16 protein-coding genes are annotated in these 18961 nt (G+C 52.3%); 2 read left to right on the forward strand and 14 right to left on the reverse strand.

The genetic code is table 11. The features are described 5' to 3' along the window. Window positions 1-9: 9 nt before the first annotated feature. The 3 genes from ACYVH9_RS14315 to ACYVH9_RS14325 form a co-directional block, all read right to left on the reverse strand. Entirely contained in the window at window positions 10-591 is a 582-nt protein-coding gene (locus tag ACYVH9_RS14315; protein WP_460637039.1) for a GrpB family protein, read from the reverse strand. A gap of 22 nt (window positions 592-613) precedes the next feature. After that, window positions 614-1798 (reverse strand): AGE family epimerase/isomerase, encoded by a 1185-nt coding sequence (locus ACYVH9_RS14320; RefSeq protein ID WP_460637040.1) that lies wholly within the window; start codon window positions 1796-1798, stop codon window positions 614-616. Window positions 1799-1919: 121 nt separating this feature from the next. Next, the gene (locus tag ACYVH9_RS14325) at window positions 1920-2180 is read right to left on the reverse strand and encodes a hypothetical protein (protein WP_460637041.1); all 261 of its coding nucleotides are present in this window, start codon (window positions 2178-2180) and stop codon (window positions 1920-1922) included. A 90-nt stretch (window positions 2181-2270) separates the two neighbouring features. Here ACYVH9_RS14325 and ACYVH9_RS14330 point away from each other — a divergent pair, with 90 nt between their 5' ends. After that, entirely contained in the window at window positions 2271-3872 is a 1602-nt protein-coding gene (locus tag ACYVH9_RS14330; RefSeq protein WP_460637042.1) for an NFACT RNA binding domain-containing protein, read from the forward strand. A gap of 17 nt (window positions 3873-3889) precedes the next feature. Here the strand turns inward: ACYVH9_RS14330 and ACYVH9_RS14335 are convergent, their stop codons facing one another. The 3 genes from ACYVH9_RS14335 to ACYVH9_RS14345 all read right to left on the reverse strand — a co-directional run bounded on the left by ACYVH9_RS14335 (window position 3890) and on the right by ACYVH9_RS14345 (window position 7149). After that, window positions 3890-4336, reverse strand: a complete 447-nt coding sequence (locus ACYVH9_RS14335; protein ID WP_460637043.1) for a VOC family protein — start codon at window positions 4334-4336, stop codon at window positions 3890-3892. Window positions 4337-4450: 114 nt separating this feature from the next. Beyond that, window positions 4451-6466 carry a M1 family metallopeptidase gene (locus tag ACYVH9_RS14340; RefSeq protein WP_460637044.1) on the reverse strand — a complete coding sequence of 672 codons (2016 nt, stop codon included), beginning with the start codon at window positions 6464-6466 and terminating at the stop codon, window positions 4451-4453. Continuing rightward, the gene (locus ACYVH9_RS14345) at window positions 6463-7149 is read right to left on the reverse strand and encodes a DUF4230 domain-containing protein (protein WP_460637045.1); all 687 of its coding nucleotides are present in this window, start codon (window positions 7147-7149) and stop codon (window positions 6463-6465) included. Before ACYVH9_RS14345 ends, ACYVH9_RS14340 begins: the two co-directional genes overlap by 4 nt. A 100-nt stretch (window positions 7150-7249) precedes the next feature. Here ACYVH9_RS14345 and miaA point away from each other — a divergent pair, with 100 nt between their 5' ends. Beyond that, on the forward strand, window positions 7250-8179 hold the full coding sequence (miaA, locus tag ACYVH9_RS14350; RefSeq protein WP_460637046.1) for a tRNA (adenosine(37)-N6)-dimethylallyltransferase MiaA: 930 nt from the start codon (window positions 7250-7252) through the stop codon (window positions 8177-8179). Here miaA and ACYVH9_RS14355 read toward each other — a convergent pair. The 8 genes from ACYVH9_RS14355 to ACYVH9_RS14390 form a co-directional block, all read right to left on the reverse strand. After that, window positions 8176-8844 carry a class I SAM-dependent methyltransferase gene (locus tag ACYVH9_RS14355; RefSeq protein ID WP_460637047.1) on the reverse strand — a complete coding sequence of 223 codons (669 nt, stop codon included), beginning with the start codon at window positions 8842-8844 and terminating at the stop codon, window positions 8176-8178. The genes miaA and ACYVH9_RS14355 overlap by 4 nt on opposite strands. Window positions 8845-9059: 215 nt before the next feature. Then, complete coding sequence (locus tag ACYVH9_RS14360) at window positions 9060-10331, reverse strand: polysaccharide pyruvyl transferase family protein (RefSeq protein WP_460637048.1); 1272 nt, start codon at window positions 10329-10331, stop codon at window positions 9060-9062. A gap of 31 nt (window positions 10332-10362) precedes the next feature. Then, window positions 10363-11655 (reverse strand): polysaccharide pyruvyl transferase family protein, encoded by a 1293-nt coding sequence (locus tag ACYVH9_RS14365; protein ID WP_460637049.1) that lies wholly within the window; start codon window positions 11653-11655, stop codon window positions 10363-10365. A 47-nt stretch (window positions 11656-11702) separates the two neighbouring features. Then, window positions 11703-13148, reverse strand: a complete 1446-nt coding sequence (locus tag ACYVH9_RS14370; protein WP_460637050.1) for a RagB/SusD family nutrient uptake outer membrane protein — start codon at window positions 13146-13148, stop codon at window positions 11703-11705. 14 nt (window positions 13149-13162) lie between these two features. Beyond that, window positions 13163-16546 carry a TonB-dependent receptor gene (locus ACYVH9_RS14375; protein ID WP_460637051.1) on the reverse strand — a complete coding sequence of 1128 codons (3384 nt, stop codon included), beginning with the start codon at window positions 16544-16546 and terminating at the stop codon, window positions 13163-13165. 110 nt (window positions 16547-16656) lie between these two features. After that, a complete protein-coding gene (locus ACYVH9_RS14380) occupies window positions 16657-17769 on the reverse strand; it encodes a FecR family protein (RefSeq protein WP_460637052.1) in 1113 nt (370 codons plus the stop codon). A gap of 71 nt (window positions 17770-17840) precedes the next feature. Beyond that, window positions 17841-18446, reverse strand: a complete 606-nt coding sequence (locus tag ACYVH9_RS14385; RefSeq protein ID WP_460637053.1) for an RNA polymerase sigma factor — start codon at window positions 18444-18446, stop codon at window positions 17841-17843. Window positions 18447-18645: 199 nt separating this feature from the next. After that, on the reverse strand, window positions 18646-18954 hold the full coding sequence (locus ACYVH9_RS14390; RefSeq protein ID WP_460637054.1) for a rhodanese-like domain-containing protein: 309 nt from the start codon (window positions 18952-18954) through the stop codon (window positions 18646-18648). Between the last annotated feature and the right edge of the window lie 7 nt (window positions 18955-18961).

The following is an 18961-nucleotide window of genomic DNA, read 5'->3' on the forward strand; positions in this document are numbered from 1 at the left end:
GTTCGATACTTAATCGACCGTTGTTGGAGGATGCGTAGCTTGCTCCTGTTCATACCAGGCAAGCGCCCGGGCCTCCCATTTCATTATCCAGTCGCCCTTTTCTTCGTTATAGGCCATTGAGTCCTGCGGAAACAAGGTAGCTGCCCGCTTTTTTTCCCACTCATACGCCCTGGCAACGGCCGGGTAGGCCCGCAAAAAATCCCGAAAAGCCAGATGGCGCTTGATCTGCGGAGAATCGATTTGGTAACAATGCAGATGAGCCAACCGCTTTCCGTAGCCATCCGTCTTCGTACAAAACCGTCGCCCGGCAATACCAAATTCCCCGTGCCACACATAACCTAATTTCACGATCCGATTTTGAACGTTGTCCAACAAGGCAAGGTCAACGACCAGCGGCATCAGGTCAATAACGGGTTTGGCCATCAGCCCTTCTACGGAAGTCGAACCAAAATGCTCAACGGTTTTCAGATTATTGCCTAGCGCATCCTGTAGCTTTTGAGTTTCCCGAGCGGCCCACTCCGCCCAGCGCAGATCGTACGGTTTTAACTCAACCGGGTGATAACGAGGATTCGGTTGCTGTGATTCAGGCATTTGAGCAGACTGTTGTCCGTTTTTATCCCAATCGATCCACCATTTCAATACATGCCCGACCGTTGTGATACGGGCATTTCCACATGCTAATTTTGGTATTACCGAGAATTTTATGGTTTTCGTCGACTCCGCTGTACCACTCGCCGTTTTTCTTATCCAGCAGATACACTTTTGTGAACGCCCACGTTTTCAACGATTTGTCCAGAAATTGTTTTTCCTTCGTGAGCTGGTAGGCATTCATGAAACCGACCATCGCTTCGGCCATGACCCACCACGAGCGCTCCCGGTTAACGTGGTTTTCTTTGGGGTCGTATTCATAATTCATGCCGCCGTCGGATTCCAGGCCCGTAGCAGCAGCCCGCGCCATTTTGACGGAAAGCGTCTTGATTGTTTTCACCAGTGCTTCGTCGTGCAGCGCTTCCGCCGATTCGACCAGCAGCCAGGAAGCTTCAATATCATGGCCGTAGGAAATAGCGGTTTTCCGAACCTTCCAGTCGTTGTCCATAAACAGATTCATCCGGTAGGTCTTCGGATCAACGATATGCTTCACAAACACATCAATCAGCCCGCGAATCTGCCCATTTAACCCCTTGTCCGGCCAGGCTCGGTACAAATTGGTAAATGCCTCCAGAATGTGGAGGTGGGTATTCATGGTTTTCGTTTCCTGATTGTCTTTTTTGCTGATCACAAAATCGTCGGCCAGGCCCGACCAGTCGCGGGTCATGCATTCGTAAAAACCGCCCCGTTTTGGATCGTAAGCGTGCTGAATCATCTTCCCGTAAATCTCCTTCGCAAAATCCAGCGCGGGCTGGTGTTTGGTGGCGCGGTAATATTCGCTCAGCCCGTAGATGGCAAAAGCCTGTCCGTATTGCTGTTTGAAGGTTTGCAGCGGTTCGCCCTTGTAATCAACCGCCCAGTATACCCCGCCCTGTTCTTTATCGCGGAAATGCTTATCGATGTATTTGTAAGCCCGTTCGGCGTAGGGCAGGTATTCGTCGTGCTGCATGTGCCGGGCTGCGGCTGCAAACGTCCAGACAATGCGGCTGTTGAGTACAATCCCCTTGGCAGCATCGGTTTTGGGGACGTTCTGATAATCCACCTGGCCATAGTACCCTTCAATAGGGTCCGGACCGTATTTTTGCCAGTAAGCCAGAATATCTTTCAGCTCCTGGTTAAGCTCTTGTCGGATTGTTCGCAGATCGAACATAGCGGGTGAAGAAAAGAAAAAGGAATATTGATTAGTAAATATCGAATAATGAAGTGAAACTTTCTACTTCGTTCCCGATATTACGCCCCAATATTCCTTTTGGTCAGGCGGTTGGTCAAGCTCAATTACCCGAATCACTGCCGCTGCGCGAGCTGCTGTGCCCGCTTCGGCCGTGTCCTCCGCGCTCTTCCTGTAGCTCCGCTTTCGACTTTTGGGTGTGATCTTCGTGATCGCCCTGTTTTGTTTTATCCTGATTGGATCGCATGGTTTCCATGTGCGTTGTCATTTTGGAAGTATCACGCGCATCGTAGTTGCGGGTCCGTTTTGAATTGCCTTGTTTGTCATTTGAACCCGGCTGGTCGGTTGTTTTATTATTTGCCATGGCCTTGGTTTATTTAGTGATAAAGGTTAACCGACCGGTCGCTGCAATTGTTCGGATGAGTAAGTTTGCGTACCAATAACCCGTTTGCCCGTGCACACCAACTATTATTTCCTCCGCCAGCTTGCTCCAGCCCTACAGCCCCACCTTACCGGCCTGAAATTCATGGAGTGTTTCAGCCAGGATCGCGACGAGCTGGTACTGGTCTTTGCGCAAGCGCGGGGAAAAATCAACTTTTACCGCCCATTTTTCATCAAAGCGACCCTCCGACCGGATTTTTCGGGCCTGCTTTTTCCCGAAACCGTTCAGCGCGCCCGCTTCAACAGCGTCAATCTGTTCGAAGCGTGGTACGACCGGGAAGTGATTGCGGTGCGTGCTTTTCTCAACGAAAGGTGCCTCGCCATTATTCTGGAAGGCGGGGTCACGCTCCTGTTCAAATTCTTCGGAAACCGCCCGAATCTGCTGATTTTTGCGGAAGATACCGTGATTGATTTATTCAACAATAAGCTCGTTGGTGATACTCAACTCCAGCTTTCTGCCCTTGACCGACCGCTCGATCAGTCGTGGGAAGTCTTTGAACAGAACGGTTTTGATCACCGGAAGCTATTTCCAACGTTTGGGAAACTGGTCAATGCCTATCTGGAGGAGGAGGAAATCAGGGAGGTAGATGGAACAATGAAATGGCAACTGATTCAGGAAACCGTTCGACAACTGGAAAACCCGCGCTACTACCTCACTACTTTTCAGCATAAACCAACGCTCGCCCTCCTGCCTTATGGCGAGCCTATTCGCCAGGAATTTGACGACCCACTGGCCGCCAGCAACCGGTTTTATTCCGCGTTCATGGGCCAGAATACGATGGATCGTGAAAAAGGCGATGCGCTACGGCTGCTGGAAAAACGGCTGAAACGTACTCAGGCTTACATTGAAACCAACCTGGAACGGTTGATTGGTCTGGATGATGCCGTAAAAAACGAAGAAATTGCAAACATTCTGATGGCAAACTTGCACCAAATTCCCGAAAAACCGGGTGCGCGTTCGCCGGAAGTGGTGGAGCTGGAGGATTTCTACCGGAATACGCCCATCAAAATCAAACTCAAAACCGATCTTAGTCCGCAAAAAAACGCGGAAAACTATTACCGGAAGGCCAAAAACGAGAAAATTGAAACCGATCTTCTTCAGCAGCAAGTCGAAAACCGGGAGCGGGAAATCGAGCAGATTCAGCAACAGATTACTACCATTCGCCCCATTGAATCGCTGCGGGAACTGCGAAAATACCTGAAAGCCAACCCGGTCAGTGAGGAGAAAGCCGCCGACGGAACCGCTCCCCTCTTCAAGCAGCTTGTCCACGAAGGTTTCGTCATTCTGATTGGCCGCAACGCCAAAAACAACGATTTGCTCACCCAGCAGTATGCCTACAAAGACGATCTTTGGCTGCACGCCCGCGACGTGTCGGGTTCGCACGTTATCGTCAAGTATAAGGCTGGCAAACCGTTTCCTAAAACCGTTATCGAACGGGCTGCCGAGTTGGCGGCCTGGTATTCCAAACGCCGGACGGATTCACTCTGCCCGGTTATTTATACCCCAAAGAAATTTGTGCGAAAGCCTAAAGGGCTCGCTGCCGGTCAGGTCAAAGTTGACAAAGAAGAAGTGATTCTGGTGGAGCCACGCGGTGAAGACGCGAAAACCGCCTGATACCGTACGCTTCTGCTTTATTTTTTCTTCTGATTCAGCTCAAACAAATAACCGTCCGGGTCGGGGAAATAGATCTGAACTACGCCGTCGAAGCGAACCTGCTTGTGAAATTTGATATTGTGTTGGGTTAGAAACTGTTCGGATTTGGCGATATCATCAACGAACAAAGCAAAATGACTGCCGTCTTTGTCGTGCACAAACGAAGCCGTCCGGCCCGCCAGCAAGTGAATCTGCTGTCCGTTGCCAATGTCGAACCAGGAGCGGATGGCTTTTAAATTATCCGGAACAGGAATGGGTTTTAGCCCTAGAATATCGCGGTAAAACTGGGCGCTCGTTTGAATATCTTTCACCTGCAAGGCCAGGTGATTATGGCCGACGATCCCCAATGAAGTGGGCTGTGACTGGGCAAAAACGGCACTACCTGTTAACAGCAAGGCAGCTAATAAAACGAATGGTTTCAGCATGATTCGTGTGACGGATTATACCCCTGAACGGCTCAAACGAGAGAACAACAGCGTCTGCTGCCCGGGTCCGGTTTGCAAACCTCGATTAACTTTTGATCAATTCAAAACGAGAACTCATTTGGCAATTAAAACGGGTTTGAACAACCGACGATTTTCCGTCACTAGCGTCAGATGATACGAACCGGGTGCCAGATGCAGCACCGGCCAACTGAGGGTATGGCGCCCGGACGTAAAAAGCCGGTCAGGAAGGGCAATTACTTCCTGTCCCGCCGAATTAATCAGCGCCAGCCGTCCGGTAAACGAGGTGCTCACATCAATCTGCGCTGTGAGTTGGGTGGCAACCGGATTAGGCAAAACCGTCAATTGGTTGGCGGAAACGGGATCGTTCAGTGCCGTGATAACTTCGGTAACCTCAACCTGCTTCAAAATCCAGTTATCAGGATCAAGCGTTACCTCCTCAGGTGCGCCTTTGATGGTCAGCTCAAACGTCTGGTCGGCCCGATTATTCAAAACCGTCAATAAAGTATCCCCGCGCGAAGTCCGAATTCTTACCGGTACCGGCATGGTGAAAAACGCCGGGTTATTGGTATTGGTCGTTTGCTCCAGCCGCAGTTGCACTTTATACATATCGTTCAACCCGGCCACGGCACCACCGCTCCATCTCACCCGGTACGTCGGGTAACTTTCACCGTAAATCCATTGTTTGAAGAAGTAATCCAGCGACTGTCCGTAGACTTTCGAAGCGATGGCGGCAAAGTCTTCCGTTGTGGCCGTTCCGTACGCCAGCTCCGAAGCCGCATAGGTTCGCATAATTTCCTTGAACTTTTGGTCACCCACAATGCCCCGCAGCATGTGCAGCACCACGGCCCCTTTGTAATAGGTCCGGTTGGAATCAAAAATGTTGCTCACATTCGTGATATCCTCAACATATAATGTCCCGCGTGCCCGGCGAGCGAGTAGCATATACGCATTCACGTACGAACGAAAAGAGGTTGCCCCGCCCGTCGCTTCCCGGTACAGGAGCTCCGCGTAGGACGCAAATCCTTCATTAAGCCAGATGTGCTCCCAGGTCCGGCAGGTGATTTTGTCACCAAACCACTGGTGGGCCAACTCGTGCGCAATAATATCGGTGTTGAAGGCGCCCATCGAGCTGATGGTCTGGTGTTCCATGCCTCCCCCCCAACCAAACTGGGCGTGGCCGTATTTCTCCTTCAAGAATGGATAAGGACCAAAGTAGTCGGTAAAAACCGCCAGCATGGGCAGGGTTTCGTCCAACATCCGGCGCATGTTGGCCGTCAAGGCTTCCGGATAAATGTAGTGCGTCACCGGCATCGAATCGCCCGCTGCCGAACGGTAGGTATCTTCGTAAAGCACATAATTGCTCATCGCCAGCGAAATCAGGTAATTAGCAATCGGGTAACGGTTTCGCCAGCGGTACGTGCGGGTGCTGTCGGCGTGATCGATGACCTGTTCCAGCTTTCCGTTTGAGACCGACACAAACTGCTTCGAAGCCGTAATCCAGACGTCCGATGAATCGGCTTTGTCGGCGGGGGTATCCTTGCACGGAAACCAGTCGCGCGCGCCGTACGGCTCGCTGAGGCTCCAGATGACCGGCTGATTTTGCGCCCCGTGGGTGTCGAACACAAAACTGCCCATACCCGTCGCCCCCGGTGTTCCCTGGTAAAAAACTGTCACGGAGAAAAGCTGCCCCTGATTCATCGGCTGTACCGGCGTAAGGGTCAGTTGGTTGTTTTGCTGCGAAAAGGCCAGTTTCTGCGCCCCGGTTTTCACCGAATCCACCTTCATGTTGTCGGACAAATCCAGGTAAAACCGACTCAGGTTATTAGTGATCGCGGTCAACCCAATCGTTACCGCTCCCCGCAAATAATTGGGCGTGTGCGTAATCGCAAGGTCCAGTTTGTAGTATTTAATATCGATGCTGGCGTCACCGGGATACTGCATGCGGGCCGACCGATTGCTTTTCGCTAATGAACCGAAGTAATTCAGCCGCGTGTGCTGACAAGCCGCCACACCCTCATCCGGCTCCTGCGCGTGTGCGGCAATACTACCCAGCAAAAGCAGCCCACCCGCCACTGTCTTTCCCAGTTTTTTCGCAAAATGTGTTTTCATTCCTGGTTTACATCCTCCAGCGCATCCCCCGGCAAGGCTTTGGGTTCGGCTTTCAGCTGGTCATACTGTTGAGTCAATTCGGTCAATTTACGTTGCTCGGCTTCCGGCAATTCAAGCTGCCAGCCCATCGAATCGGCCAATTGATAGATCATAAACTGAATCTGATTATTAGCAATCCGGGGCAAATCACTTTCCATAGCCCGCTCCAACATGGTTTGCTTTGATTCGTCGAGCAGCCGGGTATAATCTTCGCTCCGAAAATGATTCAGGTAGCCCGGATCGATGTCGTAAAATTTGTAATCGGTATCAATCGACAGCACCTGCGGTTTAGGAAACGATTCGATGATCAACTTTTTTTCGCCAAATGCGGGCTGACGAAACCGAACTTTGGCAAAATCAAACCCAACCAGCACTTTCGCTTTGGCAATAATTAGCGCTTTTTTCGGATCATTGATGAAATACAGAAATTTCTTGTCATCCTGGTAACTCAGTATTTCCGTAAAATACCCCTCCGCCATCACCACCTTAAAGACTTTCTCAATTCGATCGAGCAATACCGTCGACTCCTTGCGGACATCGGTTACCGGCGCGGTCTTTTTCCGACGCCACCAGTTCGACACCGTAATTCCCCCAATTCCGCCCAACAACAGCGTAACCAGCACTAATAACGTATTCGACTCCATAGATGAGTTGGATAGTTGACGAAAGGTACAGACTTTTGTGTTCTACCAAAAATGATCGGTCACACTTAAGACGCAGTAACGCCGATTTGGTTTCTAATCCATGACGAATAAATTACTCATTGTTGTTGCCGGGCCTACCGCCGTCGGAAAAACCAGCCTGTGCGTCCGGCTGGCCCACGATCTACAAACCGATGTGGTTTCGGCGGATTCCCGGCAGCTGTACCAGGAACTGAACATTGGCACGGCCAAACCTACGCCGGAAGAGATGCAGGGCGTCCGGCATTATTTCATTGATTCCCACAGCGTTCTGTCTCCGCTTAGTGCCGGGCAATACGAGCGCGAAGCGTTGACGGTTCTCGAACATTTATTTCAGCAAAAGGACCACGTGATTCTGTCGGGTGGTACGGGGCTGTACATTAACGCCGTTTGTTTTGGCCTTGACGACGTACCCCAGGCTGACCCGGCCTTGCGCACCGAACTTATGAATCGGCTCGCGACCGAAGGGCTGGAACCGTTGCAACAGCAACTCCGCCAGCTTGACCCGGTTTACGCCAAGACTGCCGATCTGCAAAATACCCAGCGCGTTATCCGGGCACTGGAAGTGATTCTAAGCTCCGGAAAACCGTATTCCTCTTTCCGACGGCAAGATTCCGCCAGCCCGGTTGCCCGCCCGTTTCAAACGCTTTTTATCGCGTTGGATCGCCCCCGTGACGAACTGTATGATCGCATTGATCAACGGATGGACGCGATGCTGGCCCACGGTTTGGTCGACGAAGCGCGGGCGCTCCTTCCCCACCGGGCGCTGACCGCTTTGCAAACCGTTGGGTATAAGGAGGTTTTTGGATACTTGGACGGCGAATACGATTACGAAGAAATGATCCGGCTGCTCAAACGCAACTCCCGGCGCTACGCCAAACGACAACTGACCTGGTTCCGGCACCAGGGCGACTACCGCTGGTTTGATGCCGACGATTATGAAGGAATCAGGGAAGCCATCGAAAAGCAAACGGTTTTCGATGCACCTGCTTAATCCCGAGTAGCAACAACAATCAGAATTGGCCGCTCAACCTTGTGCCCCAAATTACTGACTGTCACGTCCGTTTCTTTCAATATCGTCTCAATCGAAAACGATTGGTGGGTCAGTAAATCACTGGCAGCCGTCCGGTCGTACAGTTGAAAACCGTATTTCGTGAAGGGTAATTTCTCCATAAAACCTTTATCGGCCAGCGCCAGCACAAACCGTCCGCCGGGCTTCAGAACCCGGTGTATTTCGGCTGCGTAATCCGCCGGATTTTCCCAGAAATAAACCGTATTCACGGTAAAAATTTTGTCAAAAGTAGAAGCAGGAAACGGTAGCGTTTGTCCATCCGACAATTTGAAATGAGCCTGCCCGGCAGCTAAGAGGTCCGCATTCCGCTTTTCGGCCTCCTGCACCATGGTTTCCGAAATATCAACTCCGTGGTATTCGATCAGGGCTGTTTCGTCGACAATCTGTCTAACATGGTCAGCGTTGCCCGGACCGATTTCCAGCACATTGTCGCCTTCCGTCAGAATCAGTGATTCAACGGCTCGCTTTGTCATGTTCGTGTTGCTCAGGTTCATCATCTCGCCTACTTTGAGACCTGATTCGCCATCGGGACGCCCCAGTTGACGGGCCATTTCCCTGAAATCGTCTTCACTCCATTCGGTTTTCATGCGGGTTTTGGTCGCGGAGGTTTTCGTTTCCGCCGACACGCAAACATACCGAAAAACGTTTTCCGCTCGGATTTAACGTGATATATGGCGCCAGAACCGGATAAAAGAAGCGCTGCCAGTCGGGATCGACCCCTGACAGCAGCACGAAGGCCCAAAATTAACGCACAAAACCCGGTAAAACCCGGGTTTTGTGCGCCAACAAATTGTATCCAGAATTACGCTGGAAGGTTTTTCTTCACTACACTCATCGTTTCCTTCATACGCTGTTCCGCAAATTTGCGGGCTTTGGCCGCTTTGGCTTTGGCCCCTTTGGGATCTTTGGCCATCGCCAGCACCGCCGGAACAATGCCCGCAACGTCTTGGGGTTTGTCCATATCGAACAGCCAATCGCCCAGCCCCACATCGCGCCACATGGCCCCTTTGCTGGTTTGTTCTTCAAACCGACACACAATCGCCGGAATGCCGTGGGCGATGCACATGATGGGCGAATGCATCTCAATGCCGAACAACCCCGCCGAGCGAATGTAGGTACTCACGGCCTCGTCGGTTAGCCAGTAATGATCCCGCCAGACCACCTTTGCTTTCACATCGTCCGGCAGTGGGTCGTACAGCATTTCTTTCCCAATCCGAACCTGGGTTTCGTTTTCGGGAACGAGCAGCACTTTCAGGGGAGTTTGCCGCACCACTGCAATGATGGCGTCGCGAATCGGCTTGTTGTCCTGCTCCTTCATCTGCTCGTTGCGGGCGTGTTTTTGGGGATGAACCGACTGCTTTTTCTGGGGTAGCTCCCACCAGGGCGAAAACCGGTATTGCGGAATGGCGCACAGAAATTTACCGGTTTCCAAACCGTGCTGTTTCAGGAAAGCGTCCGCCGATTGATCGTCCCGAATATCCACCGCAAAGGCCCCGTCGGGCGTAAATTCCATGATGGGGCAGTTCACACCCTTTGATTTGGCAAATTCCAGCGAAGCCGAATCCCGGAAATACGTAAACCGGGCTTTGCTCATCAGCGCGACATCCGCCGGATTGAATTTCCAGCGATCTTCCTCAAAACCGTAGACGCCGGGCCAGGTGATGCCGTAGATCCCGTACGGTTTACCGGTCTGGCTCCATTGTTCCACTTCTTTCCGCCCCACCAGCGACGGCCCCGAACCGTGCAGTAAAAACACGCACTCGCTCATAGCGGCCAATTTTTGTTCTGGTGTTTTCAGGATAATCAGCTTTGGAAACCGCTTCATCAATATCTCTTCGACGCCGTTGCCGACGTTGGAAGGCCACAACCGCACTTCCACATCGGGGAGGTATTTTTCCAGCAACGTGAGTACGCCCGGAGTATGGGCAATGTCGCCAATATTTTCGGTTTGCCAGGAGGAGCGCAGCAGCATGGAACGGGTTGCGGGTTGACGTACCCGCGCCAGCGTCGGCACACTCATCAATAGCGCCAGCAACGACGGCGTTTGCTTTAAAAAATCCCGACGGTTTTGCATGAAATCTCGTTTTGAAGATGGATAGGATCAGTTACGCAGACAGGTTCTTTTTCAGAAGCGCCATCGTATCGCGCTGACGTTCGTTGACAAATTGCTGCGCTTTTTTGACTTTGGCTTTGGTTGCTTTGGTGTCTTTGGCCATCGCCAGCACCGCCGGAACGATTTTCGCAACGTCCTGTTCATTGTCCATGTCAAACAGCCAGTCATTCAGGCCAATATCGCGCCACATAAAGCCTTTGCTGGTCTGTTCGGCAAACCGGCAGACAATCGCCGGAATACCGTTGCCAATGCACATGATGGGCGAGTGCATTTCCAGTCCAAACAGCCCCGCCGACCGCACGTAGGTGCTCACGGCTTCATCGGTCAGCCAGTAGCGGTCGCGCCAGACTACTTTCGCCTTTACGTCGTCCGGCAACTTGTCGTACAACACTTCTTTCCCGGTTTTTACCTGCGTTTCGTCTTCCGGCACAATCAGCACTTTGAAGGGCGTCTGGCGCACCACCGCAATGATGGCATCCCGAATGGGCTTGTTATCGTGCTCCCGCATGGCTTCATTCCGGGCGTTCTTTTTCTCGTCGAACGGTGTTTTCTTACTGGGCACCTCCCAGTAAGGCGTAAACCGTTGCCGGGGAATGACGCACATGAATTTCCCTTTTTCCAGGCCGTTGGTTTTCAGAAATTCCTCAGCCGCCTGGTCATTCCGAAGGTCAACCGCGAAGGCACCATCGGGACAAAATTCCATCACGGGACTGGTTACACCGTTTTTCCGGGCAAGCTCCAGCGAAACCGAGTCCCGAAAAAGGGCGAATTTGGCATTGGTCAGCAATTCAACGTCCAGCGGATTCGGCTTCACCACGGCTTTCGGATCGTCGCTGTAGACCCCCGGAAAGGTAATGCCATAAACCCCGTACGGTTTTCCGGTTTCCTTGCGCCAGCGGGCCACGTCGTTACGAGCCACCAATGACGGCCCCGAACCGTGCAGCAGAAAGTCGCTTTCCTTCAACGCTGCCGCAATCTCGTCCGGCGTTTTCACCATCACGAGCTTGGGAAACCGCCGTTTCAGCAGTTCTTCGACCCCGTTCCCCACGCTTGATGGCCACAAGCGTAGTTCGGCACCCGGCAAATACTTTTCCAGGAGAGTCAATACGCCGGGCGTATGACCGATGTCGCCGATGTTAACGGTTTGCCAGGAGGAACGCAGCAGAATAACGGGCGCTTTAGCCCCCGCTAGACTTTTCAGGGATGCCAACAAGGAAACGGTCGCTAGAGCCGACGACTTCAGGAAGGTTCTTCGGGTTGGATGTTGGGAATTTTCAGTCTTCATATCTTTTGTTTTTCAAGAGGTCAAAAAGCTGGTTTCCGTTGATTAGCTTACTGATAGCCTGGATTCTGGGTTAGTTTAGGGTTGACATCCAGATCGTTTTGCGGAATCGGCAGCAAAACGTGGTAAGGCTGGATGTTGGCGTTGCGGTTGAAACTATTCTCGGCCTTCACCGCTTCGATCAGGCGGCCTGTGCGAACCAGATCAAACCGGCGGCTGTTTTCAAACGTCAGTTCCAGACGGCGTTCCAGCCAAACGGCTTCTTTGAAACTCTGGTAAGTCAGGCCAGAAAGCGCGTCTAGTCCGGCGCGGGTGCGCACGCGGTTGAGCGCGGCATAGGCTTCAGGGGTTGGGCCGTTACCCGCTTCGTTCAGGGCTTCGGCGTACATCAGCAACACATCCGAGTACCGCAGTACGGGGCGGCTCGTGCCTTCTCCTCCGTTGGTCTTCGCGCTTTTATCCCACAATTTCTGGAACGAAATGGCTTTAGTAAAATCCGGATCGCTGATCGACAATTGAGTCGTCACGTTATTGTAGGTATACGACGTAATGAAAGTGACGGCTTTCCGCTGGTCTTTGGCGGTATAGGCATTGTACAAACTCGCCGTTGGCCGGGCAATTCCGGCTCCTCCACCGGGATAAATCGGTGCCGACCGAACGCCGAAGCCCCGGCCCAATCCGTGACCCCGCACATCCGTCAGGTATTGAACTTCAAAAATATTCTCTTTGCCACCGCGCGCCGAAAGCGCAAAAGCCTCGGCAAACGTGGCATACAGATCATAAACGCCCAGATCAATCACTTCTTTGGCTTTGGCGGCTGCCTGCGCCCAAAACGGCGACCCTTTCGTAACTCCGGCCCGGGTCAGGTAGACTTTGGCCAGAATACCCTTGGCGGCTCCCTGCGTGGCCCGGCCCGATTCGTTGGCCGGATAGGTTTTCGGCAATACGGTTTCCGCTTCTTTCAGGTCAGCCTCGATTTGCACGTATACCTCATCGACCGGCGACCGGCTTACTTCCAATCCTTCCAGCGAAGTGGTTTCTTTAACCACTAGTGGCACATCGCCATACAGCCGCACGAGGTTGAAATAGTGCAGCGCCCGCAAAAACTTGGCCTCGGCGATGTAACGCTTTTTCAAATTTTCGTCCATTTGAATACCGGGCAGCCGATCGATGACAATATTGGAGCGGTTGATACCCGAGTAAGCCCCGGCATACAACGTAACCAGGGAATTGGCGGACGTGATGTCGTACCGCCACAACAACGGACGGTCGGCGGCTCCGGTCAGAAATGGCACGGCATCGTCGCTCGTGGTTACATCCAGATTCGGGTCTGGATTGCTGATGACCGCGTAGCAGGCACCCAGTGCGGCTTTGGCATCTTCGGCGGTTTTATAGTAAGTCGCGTTGGTCAAATTGGTAACGGGCGACAAATCGAGCTGGCTTTCGCAAGCCGTCGCCAATAGGGCCAATACCGGAAGAATATATCGTATTTTCATCTTTTGAAAGCCGTTTAAAATTTCAGATTAGCGCCAATCAACACTGTTTTGGCCGCCGGATAAGCGCCGTAGTCCAGCCCCTGACTGAGCGATGAACTGCCGTAGCGGTTTACTTCCGGGTCGAGGCCGCTGTATTTCGTCAGGGTCAGGTAATTCTGGAGCGTCACGTATACTTTCAGAGAATTGACCGAAATGCGGCTCAGCCAGTTTTTCGGCAGGTTATAGCCCAGTGAAATGTTTCTGAACCGCAGGTACGAACCGTCTTCCACGTGCAGGCTCGACAACAGCCGCGAACCACCCGCTGCGTTGGCCCTTGGGATTTCGTTGCTGGGGTTGGTGGGCGTCCAGCGATCCAGTGCCCGCGCCGACTGGTTGTTTCCGCCGGTCAGGTTCAGTAAATCGAACGTGCCGTAGTTCAGGATTTCATTGCCAAAGCTGCCCTGAACAAACACGTTAAAATCGAAGCCTTTGTAGGAGAACGTGTTATTAAATCCACCGAAAAAATCCGGGTTCGAATTGCCAATAACGTCCCGGTCGTTGTCGTTGATGATGCCGTCGCCGTTTCGATCCACATAGCGCAGATCACCCGGTTTGGCCGTTTTCTGAGCCGATCCGTCCACTTCGGCCTGCGTCTGGAAAATGCCGTCGGTGACGAGTCCGAAGAAATTGCCGAGTGGGCTACCTACGCGCAGCAAAATGGGGTTTTGGGTGGTGTTATGAATGGTGGCATCGGTTCCTGTCCGAAACTCCTGGCGACCGTCGAGCCGCAAAACCTTGTTGCGGTTAAACGTAATGTTGAATTCGGAGGCCCAGCGAAACCCGTTATGATCAACATTGACGGAATTAAAGGAAAGCTCTAACCCGTTGTTCCGAACGCTACCGATGTTTTTAAGGGTGGTTGAAAAGCCCGACGACGTTGGAACCCCTACATTAAACAGCAGGTCGGAGGTGGTTTTGATGTAATAATCGGCCGAAATCTGTAAGCGGTTATTGAACAATCCTACGTCCAGTCCCGCATCAAACTGCGCGTTTTTCTCCCAACGCAAATCGGGGTTGGCGATGCCCGTCGTGGCGGAACCCGTTTGAAGAACGCCCCCGAGAATGTAGGGCGTTGCGCCAATATTAGCCAGATAACGGTAATTGCCAATCTCCTGGTTACCCGACAAACCGTAGCTGACCCGCAGTTTAGCGTCCGAAACAGCAGTGATGTTTTTCAGCCACTCTTCGTTGGCCAGCTTCCAGGCCAGCGCCCCGGAAGGGAAAAAGCCGAATTTGTTGTTCAGACCAAACCGCGACGAACCATCCCGGCGGGCCGTGAAGGTCAGCAAAAACCGGTCGTCGAAACCGTAATTTAGTCGGGCAATGTACGAAATCAGCCGCCAATCGTCGGAGTCGGAAGCCGGAGCAACCAGCGTGGAGCCCGCGCCCAGGTTGTTGTACTCGGCAAAGTCATCGGAAAAAGTATTAGCCCGCGCCGTGGCGGTTTCGATGGTTTGCCCCTGAATGGTGTATCCGACTAGCGCACTGATGTTGTGGCGGGGTGTAATCTGGCGCGTAAAATTTAACGTATTTTCGTTTAGCCAGTTGATATCCTGCCTGTTGGCAACGGATGCACTGCCGCCCAAGCTAGCCCCGGCAATGGCTAAACGGGTAACGTAGGCGTTGGTTTTAGAAGTGAGTAAATCCGTTCCGAAACTCGTCCGAAAGGTTAAGCCTTCGATGATTTTATAGTCGGCGTAAGCGTTGGCGAGTAGCCGGATAACGGATGATTTATTGCGAAATTCGTCCGTCAGCGCGCGTGGGTTGTCAACGGCCAACCCATTCAACGTACCCTGATTTTTGAAGTAGCTGCCATCGGCGTTGTACATTGGAAAAGTCGGTGAATAGCTGAGTGCCGCACTGACTACCCCGCCCCCGGCGTTACCGTCTACTTCCGTGCGGGCGTTGTTTCCGGTGGTATAAGCGCCTTGCATGGTCAGGCCAACTTTCAGACGCGAGGTTACATCGTTGTCAAGGTTTGCCCGGAGCGTATACCGGTTAAAATCCGAGTTTCGGATGATGCCTTCCTGGCCGAAATAACCAAACGAAATGGCGTAACGGGATTTTTCGCTACCGCCCAATACCCCTAATTGGTGGTTTCGAATGGGTGCGTTTTGTGTCACGGCGTCTTGCCAGTTGGTACCTTGACCCAGCGTATTGGGCAACGGGCGGTCGGCGGTGCTTCCGTCGAAATACGGTTTGGCACCCGCATTGACCTGTGCTTCATTTACCAATTCGGCAAACTGTTGCGCGTTCAGCAACGGAATGGATCGACGAACGGACTGAATGCCGTAGTAGCCATCGTAACTGATTACGGCCTTCCCGGCTTTTCCCCGCTTGGTAGTCACCATCACCACACCGTTGGAGCCACGGGAACCGTAAATCGCCGTTGCCGAGGCATCTTTGAGCACTTCAATGGATTCAATATCGTCGGTATTGATGGAATTCAGGTTGCCCGTCGGGAAGCCGTCGATGACGTACAGCGGATCGTTCCCGGCATTGACGGAGCCGGAGCCCCGGATGCGAATGGTAGAGCCGCCACCCGGTCGGGCTGAGTTGGACACGACCTGGACCCCAGCCGCACGGCCCTGCATGGCGCGATCAAGCGAAGCAATGGGCGTGGCTTTGATGTTGGTTTCACCCACTTTGGCTACCGAGCCGGTCAGGTCTGATTTTTTGACGGTTCCGTAGCCTACCACCACCACTTCGTCCAGACTCTTGTTGTCGGTTTTCAGCGAAATATCCAGCGTTGTGCGCTTATTAACTGCCATTTCCTGCGAAACAAACCCCACAAAACTGAATACCAGAATTGTCGATTCGTCGGGAACCGTGAGCTGGTATTTTCCGTCGGGGTTCGTCGTGGTTCCGCGGGTGGAACCTTTGATCAGGACACTCACGCCCGGCAAGCCTTCGCCTTTTTCGTCCGTGACGGTGCCCGAAACCGTCAAATCAGCCGTGATTGCATGCTCCGTTGGGAGGGCAATCTGGCCCGTGTTTTCATTTCGGAATAAAGCGATTTGTTTACCAGAAACTTCATACCGAATATTTAGAGGAACCAGTAGTTCGTTTAACACTTCCTTGAGCGTGACAAAACGGGTTTCCAGTTTTACTTTTCGATTCGCCTGAATTTCCCTCGGATTATACACAAACAAAACGTGAGTTGTGCGTTCCAGGATCGACAGGGCTGCTTTTAGCGTGGTTGTTTCCGATTTTAGGGCAATACGCTGGTCCAGAATTTCCTGCCCGTGGGCGTGGTGACCGTACGTAGCACCCACAAACAGAAGGGTCATCAGCAACTGAATAACCGAAAGTTTCATGAAGGTTTTTAACCAGAAGTACTTTTGATATAATTGATCCATGAGCAAAATAGGGTTTGCTCATGGATAGCGGCCATGATACTGAGATACTGCCTCTTCTGTAATTTTTTCCAGAATTTTTTTTCAGACAGCACCACTGAGTTTAATTACACCTACTTATTTTCACACCCCTTGCTATGAATAACGATTTGTCCATCAACCATTTCGTAGGATGAACGGGTAATTTTACAGATCAGGTCCAGCTTTTCAAACAACGACTCCCCCCCCAGGTTGGCGGTCAGGAAACAGTCTTTCATCGTTGCGGCATCGTAAAGTACGGTTAACCCGTAGGTATCTTCCAGCAAGGAAAAGACCTGCGCAATGGGAGCCTCATCAAAGACATAATCGCTCTTCTGCGGTGCCCGCAAAGCGATGGGTTGTTCGACGACGGATTTCAGCAGGCGCTGTTCGGTGTTCGAGAAAACCGCCTGCTGATTTGGTTGCAACACAACTCCATCAAATTCGTTTTTTAACGCACCCTGTGCGGCTTTCTTCACATCCTTACGCATGTACACCGACACCCGCCCGGTACGGACCTCCACTTTGGCGTTTCCGGCATGGGCCGTCACCAGAAAACTGGTGCCCAATACTTGCGTTGAAATCTGATCGGTATAGACCCAGAACGGCATTTTCGCGTTTTTCGTGACGGAGAAAAACGCCTGCCCGCTCAGGTATACTTCGCGCCGGGTCGCATCGAATTGTTTGGGGTACCGCAGTGTCGCCTTAGGATACAGCACCACTGTGCTGCTATCCTGCAACACCACCGTCCGGAAAACCGTACTCTCATTGTGTTCTTCGGTATAATTCTCGACCAAACCGGCGCTGATTTCCCGCAACGATTCATCCACCCGGGCGGTTTGCCGGGCGCTTTCCAGCATACCGAAGTTCCGAAACAGCAAATACCCAACGCTCAGCAGCAACAGCAGCGAAGCCGCCACACGGAAGACCGTGCGCTGCCAGAACGGAATAACGGACGGACGACTGGCCTCCAGAATCCCGTCGAAAATCGCATCCAGCTCGTCAACGGGCAGCCGGGTATCTTTTTCTTCGAGCGCTTGTAAAAAAGCCCGCGCCAACTGGACTTTGTCCGTACAGTCGGGGTTTTCGGTCAGCCAATCCGACCAAAACCGTTCGCTCTGGTAATTCCGATTCAGCACCCAGCGTCGGAACAGATCATCCCGCGTCAAATCTTCGACACTGTAGTTTCGATAATCAGGCTGTTTCATCAGTTCGGGAATACATCATCAATCAACAGATAGCCAATTCGACGCTGATATACCTGTTGATGTTTATCTATTTAAAAAGAAAGCTCGCTCAGAAGGTCCAGGAAAACGACAAAGCTCACCCAGTTTTCGCGGAATGTCTTGAAAGCCGCCTGCAACAGGTTGGAAACCGACTGCGGGTTGACGCCCATGATAACGGCAATTTCGTCGCGTTCCAGATTCTGGTAATAGCGCAGGTAGATAACTTCGCGCTGTCGGCGGGGTAACTGGTTCAGGGATTCAGCAATGCGCTGCGTGGTTTCGGCCAGACTTTCCCGTTCGATCACCGACCATTCGGGGGAAAATTCGGCAAAATTCAGGTCGTTTTCCAGATCGGTCGGCTCGTTCTCCCGGTTGATGCGTTGTCGGTGGCCTTCGCGCAGCACCCGGTTTCGCACCGAGCTTAGCAAGTAGGCCCGCACACTCGTGGGCGTGCTGATCCGGTCGCGACGGCTCCAGATTTCGATAAATACCTCCTGAACACAGTCTTTCACGAAATCTTCATCCCGAATGAATTTGTAACCGTAGTTCTGCAACGCATTGAAATACCGTTCGAGGAGTTTGCGGAGAGCCGACTCACTCCCCTGCTTCAATTGCTGCCAAAGCAACAAATCCGGCAAAACCGGTTCGTGGTTTTTCATAGACAAAGAGCTTCGGATTAGGAACGTTCTGTGTACTTAAACCCGGAAAACCTAAATTCTACTGGCTAACCACCTCAACCGGACCAAAATAAAAGGGCCAATCGACTCATCGATTGGCCCTGAATCAAGTATTTTATTTACGGTTTTCGGTGGCTGACGCATTCAATGAACAGCTTGCATCAGCACAGAAAACCGTCGTTTATCCCTGCTTCCGCTCCAGTTCCCGGTAAGCCAGAATACCTCCGGTGAGGTTGCGGACGTTGGTGAATCCGTTTTCTTCCAGATACTGCTGGGCGCGGGCGCTCCGGGCTCCCGACCGACACTGGACAATGACTTCTTCATTCTGCCGGTCTTCCAGTTCATCGATTCGGTGCGGCAACTCGCCCAGTGGAATCAGTTCGCCACCCAGATTATCTTCTTCGTATTCACTCGGCTCGCGAACGTCGATCAGATTGACGGTTTCGCCTTTGTCCAGACGTTCTTTCAGTTCCTGTACGGTAATATCCATTGCTCTT

It is taken from the genome of Larkinella harenae (assembly GCF_054780515.1).